The 289-nt window shown below is 69.6% G+C and carries 1 protein-coding gene; it reads left to right on the top strand.

The window, feature by feature from the left end; all coding sequences use genetic code 11:
• A partial coding sequence (locus UU9_RS18180) for a hypothetical protein (RefSeq protein ID WP_007082409.1) occupies positions 1-289 on the top strand: 289 nt, incomplete at both ends.

Here is a 289-nt window from a genome sequence, read left to right as displayed (position 1 = left end):
ACGTCACCATCACCTCCGCCATCCAGACCGACCACGAAACCACCACCCAGCAAGCCCGCAGCCACGGCCTGACGATGGCCATGGTCGGCACGGCGCTGGACGGGTATCGCAACGTGCGGCAGACACGGCGGGAGAAGGCCAGCTCCGGCAAGAAGACGCAGGACACGCTGCATGCCCTCAGCGCGGCCGCGCTCGACATGCCGGGCATCGCCATCAGCTACGGCAGCCAGCGCAGCAGCCAGTCGAGCCAGGTCGACACCACCACCGAGCGCGGCAGCACCCTGCGCGC

This window comes from Rhodanobacter fulvus Jip2 (assembly GCF_000264315.1).
Taxonomy (GTDB): domain Bacteria; phylum Pseudomonadota; class Gammaproteobacteria; order Xanthomonadales; family Rhodanobacteraceae; genus Rhodanobacter; species Rhodanobacter fulvus.
This window is presented reverse-complemented; position numbering and strand designations above follow the sequence as displayed.